Below are 7,474 nucleotides of genomic sequence, written 5' to 3'. Positions count from 1 at the left end.
AAAACTTTTGCTCTTTCGAGAATAGGATTGTTTTAGGCGATTCCTGGGTCGTGCTTTGCGATCGGTTTTTTGAGAATAGGGTGATTTTGGGCGATTCCTAGGTCGCGGTTTGCGATCGCTCTTTCATGAAAGGATGATTCTGATATTTCAGATCCCCGACTTCTTTGAGAAGTCGGGGATCTGGTTTCCCTATTTACAAAATATCTATCTCTGTTATATAATTATAATACATTTGTAAAATATTGAGAACCTTATGACTCAGATTACAATTGAAGAAGCTACTCAAAATCTATATAAACTTCTAGAACAAGTGGCTAAAGGTGAGCAATTTGTGCTGATGAAAGAAGGCAAAGAAATTGCTCGTCTTCTTCCTCCTCAACCGGAAAAAAAAGTATTTCCTAGTTTAAACTCTTTTAGAAAATCAATAGTTTTAAAAGGAAGTGCAATGAGTACTACGATATTAGAAGAAAGAGAGAACGAAAGATATTGATTTATTTAGATACTAGCGCCATTGTTCCTTATTATGTGCCTGAAAAATTAAGTGATGTTGTTGAACAACTATTACAAAAACAAGAAGATAAACCAATCATTAGTCAATTAGTTGAGGTAGAATTATTTTCTGCTTTATCTCGTAGGGTAAGAATGGGTGAAGTTTCCCAAAATGACGCTAGACGGATTACAGAATTGTTTGAAAATCACCTTAATGAAAGTTTATATCGTCTTGTTTTATTGGAAAATCAACATTATCGTTTAGCTAGAGATTGGATATCCAGGTTTGATCTGCCTTTAAGAACTTTGGATGCTTTACATTTAGCAGTGTGTAGCATTAATAATTTTTCTCTGGTGACAGCAGATGATAAATTGGCTCAATCTGCTACTATTTTAGGGATAGATATTCTTTTATTGACTTCCAATCTCAATTTTAGTTAGATATACGATTCCTTCAGAGCGATTCCTGGGTCGCGCTTCGCGATCGCTCTTTTGAGAATAGGGTGATTTTAGGCGATTCCTAGGTCGCGCTTCGCGATCGCTCTTTCATAATAGAATGATTTTATGCGATTCGCATTTCCTACTATATTCAGATCTCCGACTTCTCAAAGAAGTTGAGGATCTAGTCGCTTCTAATCCCCAAGAAGCACTAAAATGTCTAAAAATAGAAACACCAGATTTAATGTTAAAAACCAAGAAGCTGTTGGGTTTCATACTTCAACCCAACCTATGGCAGGGCGGTCATACTATTAGTAATAGTCCAAATATCCACTAAAAGCAATAATAAAGTACAACCAAATAAAATGATGTACATCCAAGGTTGTGAGAAAGGGTTAACATCGTGAGTATTAATATTAGTTTTTTCTTGAACAATCTTGAGTAACCGAGATAAACCAGCTATACGCATGGGTAATAAATAACCTTTACCATCATGACTGACAAAATAATATACTAATCCACCTTGACCTGTAGTACGTGGTTTCAAATCTTTAATATCCGACCAAAGCAAAGACCAACCAGGAAGGAAAAAGCGTGGTATCCACACTGGATAAGTGACTTGAATTTTTTCCTCATCTGTTATAACTCTTTCAGAAAGTACAGCATATAAAATCACAAAACCGGCGATAATTCCTACGATTAACAATGATGGAGGAACAGAGGCGGAAGTAACTTTAGCCAAAATAGGTAAAGGAACTGTTAAAGCTATATATAATGTTAATAATGTGATGCGAATGATTGGGGATAGGCGAAAAATAGAATTTGTCGTCATGGTAGTTATTGAAAATGAAGTTAGCTATATTTATAGTAACTGATTTTTGTCTGATGAATTTTCGCAAAAATCGCCTGAAGCAAGAAGTAAGAACCAATTTTTTCATTATGTTTCATTAGTATTTAAGTAAGTTCTTAACTCAGCGATCGCTCTCCCAATCAACACCCAACTTGTTCCTAAATGATGATTTCTGCGGAGCGCTTCGCTATCGCACACAACTACCCTAATTTTAAGTGAACTGCTTGCAGCAGTGCTTACGCGATCGCTCTTCCAACATATTCCTAGAGTGCGGATCGCTTGCGCGATCGCATTAACCCTCAACAGGTAATAAAATAATAGGGATATGTACTAGAAATCATAGCAAACAACCTAATCCGCTCAATCTTTTAATCCCTATAATCCGCGATTCTGACTTTGCCAGAGGCACATCGCTGGATTCGTTAAGAATTGTAAAACCATAAGAATGTAAGGATTAAAATGTCATGAAACCTTAAAATGAGAATTGCTGGGTAATTTAACTTGTGTGTACACGATAGCCTCTTAGGAGAGGGTTAGGTAGAGGTGCGGGGAGAGGCTTTGAAACCCCCATTCCCTCATAGGGAAGCAAGCAGTTCATCTTTTCTGTGAAGTTCTCTTAGGTTATTTCTATCTGTAAATTCTTCAATGTCCTTTGCAAAAATTTACCCCATTCTGCTGCTAAGGGAACTTCTGTAAACGGGACACGAATTGATTTAGGAGTAGTTAATAAAAACTCTAATTCGATTTTGCGACCTTTTTGGGGAGGATTTTCTATATCTACTACATGATCATTGACTAAAAAGCGGATTTCTTGAACGTCCAATAAGGAAAAAGTTTCTAATTCAATGGGTCCTTTCGTGGTTGGTTTTCCCCAAGTGATATCATTACCTTTTTGAGCTAATACTGCATAAATATCATACTTTGCCCGTTCAAATTGTTCTGCCCAAATTTGATAAGCTTGAAGTTTCTTAAATTCCTGTGAACCTTGCCAAGCTAACCAGAAAAATGCAACTAACAAAGGCAACCAAAAAAGACCACGTTCCATAATAATTCGTAATGCCTCTGTGAGAGGAGCGTCGTTAATTTCATGAGAAAATAGGTAAGAAGATAGAATTTTTTCTAAAATCCACCAAATACTATTTTACAATATAGCAATTTAACTATTTTATAGACAAATAACCATCTTGATAATTATTCTCTATTCCCTGTTACCTACTATATGAGTTATGGTAGTGAGCAAACTGACAAGAAGCGGTGATGAAAAAACTTATATTATTGTGCTTGTTTGTGATTGGACTGACTGCGGCTGTATTTGGGTTTCTGAATTTTCAGGGACTAGCAGCGAAAGGTGAGTTTGAGACAATTTTGCTAGATTTTCGGGAAGATGTGGCAGAAAGTTTGATTGAGAAGGACTTACAAGCGATCGCCAGGCAATATCATGTTACCCCCCAATTGGATAATAAATATTCAGCGACAGATCATGTATATTTTATCAAAGGCGATCGCCAAACACTCACAGATTTACGGAAATCGCCCTTTGCCAAAGTTACAGAATTTATCGAGCCAAATTACATTTATAAAATCGTCCCCCAAGGAAAAGCCACTTGGTTAGGAGAACTGTTAACGCCCCAAAAGGAAGAACCAAATTCTTCCTTAGTTGGTCCTAATGACCAGTATTACAGCAAACAGTGGAACTTACACAAAATCGGTATAGAAGCGGCTTGGACACGGAGTAAAGGTGGTGGCATTACCGTCGCCGTCATTGATACAGGCATTACCAAAGTCCGCGACTTATATGAAACTAAATTTGTCAAAGGCTACGATTTTGTTAACGATACAGAAGCAGCCAAAGACGATAACGGACATGGAACTCACGTCGCCGGCACAGTCGCCCAAGCCACCAATAACGCCTATGGTGTCGCTGGAGTGGCTTATGAAGCCAGTCTGATGCCCTTAAAAGTCTTAAATGCCGACGGTTCAGGAACAGTAGCCGACATTGCCGAAGCCATCAAATTTGCGGCTGATAACGGCGCAGACATCATTAACATGAGCTTAGGTGGTGGTGGTGCCAGCCAACTCATGGAAGATGCAGTTAATTATGCCCACAACAAAGGTGTAACCATTATCGCCGCCGCCGGCAATGAAGACACCAACGGCGTGAGTTATCCCGCCCGTTATGATCATGTTATCGGTGTTTCCGCCTTTGGACCCGACGGTGAAAGAGCATCCTATTCTAACTATGGTGCAGGTGTAGATATTTCTGCCCCTGGGGGGAGTGAAACCGGGACAATTCTCCAAGAAACTATTAATGAACAAGGTGAAGGCGTATTTCTCGGACTCCAAGGCACAAGTATGGCTTCTCCCCACGTTGCGGGGGTAGCAGCACTAATCAAAGCCTTGGGAATCAAAGAACCCGACGAAATTTTGCAAGTTCTCCAACAGTCAGCCAGAGTCATTCAAGACGACGGTTTGAACTATTATGGGGCTGGACAACTCAACGCCGAAGCCGCAGTTAAATTAGCCAGTGACGGCATAATTAGTGTTCCCGACTTTTTCCGGTGGTTGCGAGAACAAGGCTATCTAAATCCTGGCTTTTGGATAGATGGCGGAGCGATCGCTTTAGTCCCTAAAATATTCATGGTAGTAGGCTCTTATCTCCTGGCTTGGTTTTTACGAACCTACTTCCCCTTCGCCTGGAGTTGGTCTCTATCTGGCGGCTTAATTTTCGGCAGTTCTGGTTTATTCTTCCTCAAAGGATTTTATATCTTTGATCTTCCCCAATGGCCTTTCCGAATTTTAGGTAGTTCCATTCCCGAATTAGGCAACACCTTACAGGGAACAGACGCACTAAATCCACTTTTTGCCAGCGTCCTAATTCCCTTTGTGTTAATAGCCTTACTTTTAGGGCATCCCACTGGGAAATGGTTTGCCATTGGTGTAACTTTAGGAATAACAGCTTTCCTAGCAGTTAGCACTATTTATGATCCTGCCGTTTGGGGTTTAGGAAATAGTAACCTCGCCCGAATCTTCCTCCTTATTAATGCTTTACTTTGCTACGGACTAGCCCGGTTAGCATTAAAAAAAGACGGACAAATTGCTTAATTAGATAATTGGTAATCATAGCCCCCTCCTCGCTTGCGGGGAGGGGGTTGGGGGTGGGGTTCTTGTACCTCATAACACCGGCAAGTTCTGTATTACCCATTGCTAACCAACTGACAACTGACAACTGACAACTAACAAATGACTATTACAACCACTGGTACTATCGAACGTCGAAATATTGGACTTGGTGCTTGGGCTTTCGTAACCGAAGATGGTGTTACCTACGAAATCCCCAAAAGTTCCGATAAAACCTTACTAAAAGCTGGACAAAAAGCCAAAATCACCGGAAAAGTCCGAGAAGACTTAATGACAGCAGCAATGATTGGTTCCGTTTTAGAAATTCATTCCTTTGAAGTAATCACATAATTTAGTGTTGCTGATAGCCTGCGTGGCGTAGCCATATTGAGGTATGAAATTCCCAAATTGAACCTTTAAAACTCTTACCTTTGCGTCTTTGCGCCTTTGCGTGAGACTAAAATCTAATTCTCCTATGCACACAAACCTCCCAGAAATTCTCCGTCACCGTCGCCAAAAACTCGCAGAAATCATAGACTTACCCGCCGTTCTCTGGTCAGGTAGTAGCAGTCCCCGCAACTTCCCCGCTAATACCTTCCCCCACCGCGCCAATAGCCATTTCCTTTATTTCGCCGGAATTCCTCTCCAAAATGCCGCCATTCGCCTAGAAAGTGGCAATCTGCAACTATTTATAGATGACCCCCACCCCAGTAGCGCCCTCTGGCATGGAGAAACCCCAAATCGTGAAGAAATTGCCGCCAAAATAGGCGCAGATGAAGCCAAAACAATGGCAGAATTAGCAAATTACTTAGAAGACGTGGCGACCTTGCCAGTACAAGATGCAACTACTTGGACACAGCAAACCCAACTTTTAGATAGATTCATTTTACCAAAAACTCAACTGGAAGGCATTGATTTAGAACTAGCGAAAGCCATTGTTTCTCTGCGGCTTACCCATGATGCAGCAGCATTGATAGAATTACGTAAAGCAGCGGTCGTGAGTGTCACAGCACACAAGGCAGGAATGGCAGCAACATCTTCAGCTAAACAAGAATCAGAAGTCCGCGCCGCAATGGAAGCAGTAATTATGGCTCAGAATATGACCACTGCTTACACCAGTATTGTTACAGTTCATGGTGAGGTTTTACACAATAATCATTATTACCACTCTCTGCAACCAGGAGATTTACTTTTAGCCGACGTGGGTGCGGAAACCCAGACAGGTTGGGCGGCTGATATTACTCGCACCTGGCCTGTTTCTGGTAAGTTTTCATCAACCCAAAAAGACATTTATGATATTGTTTTAGCTGCCCATGATGCTTGTATTCAAAACATCACCCCTGGTGTAGAATATGCAGAAATTCATCTGTTAGCAGCCACTATAATAGCTGAAGGTTTAGTAAATTTAGGAATTTTGCAAGGTAAACCAGAAGATTTGGTAAAAATGGATCTTCATGCTTTATTTTTTCCTCACGGAATTGGACATCTTTTAGGTTTAGATGTTCATGATATGGAAGATTTGGGAGACATCGCCGGTTATGATCAGGGCAGAAGCAGAAGTAGCCGTTTTGGTTTAAGTTATTTACGATTAAATCGTCCCTTACGTCCAGGAATGTTAGTCACAATTGAACCAGGATTTTATCAAGTTCCGGCAATTTTAAATGATCCAAAAACTCGTTCTCAATATCAATATTTAGTCAATTGGGAACGTTTAGAACAGTTTGCAGATGTGCGAGGCATTCGCATTGAAGATGATGTCTTAGTTACAGAATCAGGGAGTGAAGTTTTAACCGCTGCATTACCAACTGAAACTAGTGCTATTGAAGATTTATTAAATGCCAATTTTTCGTAGGTTGGGTTGACGCAAGGAAACCCAACATGAGATCACATAATTAAGAATTGTAATTCATTAATTCACATTTTCAATACTTTTAAAATCATGAAGAAAAACCCCATAGCATTTATATTTAGTGGCATTATTATCAGCTTAGGAATTTTACCATCCTTAGCACAAGCCAAACAGCCTGTTTCTGATACCCAAGTTGCAGCAATGGTAGAAGCTTTGCGACTCGCTGCACCTAAAACAAAAAAGCGCAATGATGGCTATTATAGCGAATGGCAAGTTAAACCCGAAACTCTCAAAGGTTGGACAAAAACTTGTCTGAAAAAAGAATTAACACCAACTCAGTTTGAAAATGATCCGAAAATAGCCCGTCAAGTCATTTCCTGTATTACTAACCGGGAGTTAAATAAGCAATTTGCAGCCACTAAAAATAATGAAAACAGTGCTGTGCGTGGTGTCGCTTGTTGGTGGATGACTGGTAATTATACAGGCTGCGATAAAGGCTTTACTGCTGACTATGTGCAGAAGGTAGTTCGCTTGTACAAGCAAGAAATTTCCCAACCAACAACCACAACTTCTCCGGCACAGAAACACATCAATTGATATAATTTAAAATTAAGGATTTTCAACAGAGTCCCAACATTTATGATCATGCCAAACTGCATTTTTTGCCTCACACTTTTCCTGTTCTTTAGTACCAGTAATTGAGGTAGGGCGAATAATGTTTAAGTTGGATG

8 protein-coding genes are annotated in these 7,474 nt (G+C 40.1%); 6 read left to right on the top strand and 2 right to left on the bottom strand.

Annotated elements, in window-relative coordinates; all coding sequences use genetic code 11:
• Window positions 1-253 precede the first annotated feature (253 nt).
• Both FJR37_RS25070 and FJR37_RS25065 read left to right on the top strand, forming a co-directional pair.
• The gene (locus FJR37_RS25070) at window positions 254-490 is read left to right on the top strand and encodes a type II toxin-antitoxin system Phd/YefM family antitoxin (protein ID WP_168467421.1); all 237 of its coding nucleotides are present in this window, start codon (window positions 254-256) and stop codon (window positions 488-490) included.
• Window positions 487-930, top strand: a complete 444-nt coding sequence (locus FJR37_RS25065) for a type II toxin-antitoxin system VapC family toxin (protein ID WP_168467420.1) — start codon at window positions 487-489, stop codon at window positions 928-930. Before FJR37_RS25070 ends, FJR37_RS25065 begins: the two co-directional genes overlap by 4 nt.
• 286 nt (window positions 931-1,216) lie before the next feature.
• On the opposite strand, the gene FJR37_RS25060 is transcribed toward FJR37_RS25065, so the two are convergent.
• Together FJR37_RS25060 and FJR37_RS25055 are read right to left on the bottom strand one after the other, a co-directional pair.
• Window positions 1,217-1,759: a hypothetical protein gene (locus FJR37_RS25060; RefSeq protein WP_168467419.1), complete on the bottom strand. Its 543-nt coding sequence runs from the start codon at window positions 1,757-1,759 to the stop codon at window positions 1,217-1,219.
• A 634-nt stretch (window positions 1,760-2,393) separates the two neighbouring features.
• On the bottom strand, window positions 2,394-2,822 hold the full coding sequence (locus tag FJR37_RS25055; protein ID WP_053538991.1) for a hypothetical protein: 429 nt from the start codon (window positions 2,820-2,822) through the stop codon (window positions 2,394-2,396).
• A 212-nt stretch (window positions 2,823-3,034) separates the two neighbouring features.
• Between FJR37_RS25055 and FJR37_RS25050 the strand changes: the two genes are divergently transcribed.
• From FJR37_RS25050 to FJR37_RS25035, 4 genes are all read left to right on the top strand, one after another.
• A complete protein-coding gene (locus FJR37_RS25050) occupies window positions 3,035-4,879 on the top strand; it encodes a S8 family peptidase (protein WP_168467418.1) in 1,845 nt (614 codons plus the stop codon).
• A 138-nt stretch (window positions 4,880-5,017) separates the two neighbouring features.
• Complete coding sequence (locus tag FJR37_RS25045; protein WP_039199568.1) at window positions 5,018-5,245, top strand: hypothetical protein; 228 nt, start codon at window positions 5,018-5,020, stop codon at window positions 5,243-5,245.
• A gap of 124 nt (window positions 5,246-5,369) precedes the next feature.
• Entirely contained in the window at window positions 5,370-6,746 is a 1,377-nt protein-coding gene (locus tag FJR37_RS25040; protein ID WP_168467417.1) for an aminopeptidase P family protein, read from the top strand.
• Window positions 6,747-6,833: 87 nt separating this feature from the next.
• Complete coding sequence (locus tag FJR37_RS25035) at window positions 6,834-7,340, top strand: hypothetical protein (RefSeq protein WP_174763479.1); 507 nt, start codon at window positions 6,834-6,836, stop codon at window positions 7,338-7,340.
• Window positions 7,341-7,474 lie beyond the last annotated feature (134 nt).

Source organism: Aphanizomenon sp. UHCC 0183 (assembly GCF_009712065.1).
In the GTDB taxonomy this organism is placed as follows: domain Bacteria; phylum Cyanobacteriota; class Cyanobacteriia; order Cyanobacteriales; family Nostocaceae; genus Dolichospermum; species Dolichospermum heterosporum.
This window is presented reverse-complemented; position numbering and strand designations above follow the sequence as displayed.

Bases quoted from the DNA above. Each gene is read 5' to 3' on its own strand.
- FJR37_RS25070 (WP_168467421.1), top strand. From the start codon at position 254: ATGACTCAGATTACAATTGAAGAAGCTACTCAAAATCTATATAAACTT.
- FJR37_RS25060 (WP_168467419.1), bottom strand. From the start codon at position 1,759: ATGACGACAAATTCTATTTTTCGCCTATCCCCAATCATTCGCATCACA.
- FJR37_RS25055 (WP_053538991.1), bottom strand. From the start codon at position 2,822: ATGGAACGTGGTCTTTTTTGGTTGCCTTTGTTAGTTGCATTTTTCTGG.
- FJR37_RS25050 (WP_168467418.1), top strand. From the start codon at position 3,035: ATGAAAAAACTTATATTATTGTGCTTGTTTGTGATTGGACTGACTGCG.
- FJR37_RS25045 (WP_039199568.1), top strand. From the start codon at position 5,018: ATGACTATTACAACCACTGGTACTATCGAACGTCGAAATATTGGACTT.
- FJR37_RS25040 (WP_168467417.1), top strand. From the start codon at position 5,370: ATGCACACAAACCTCCCAGAAATTCTCCGTCACCGTCGCCAAAAACTC.
- FJR37_RS25035 (WP_174763479.1), top strand. From the start codon at position 6,834: ATGAAGAAAAACCCCATAGCATTTATATTTAGTGGCATTATTATCAGC.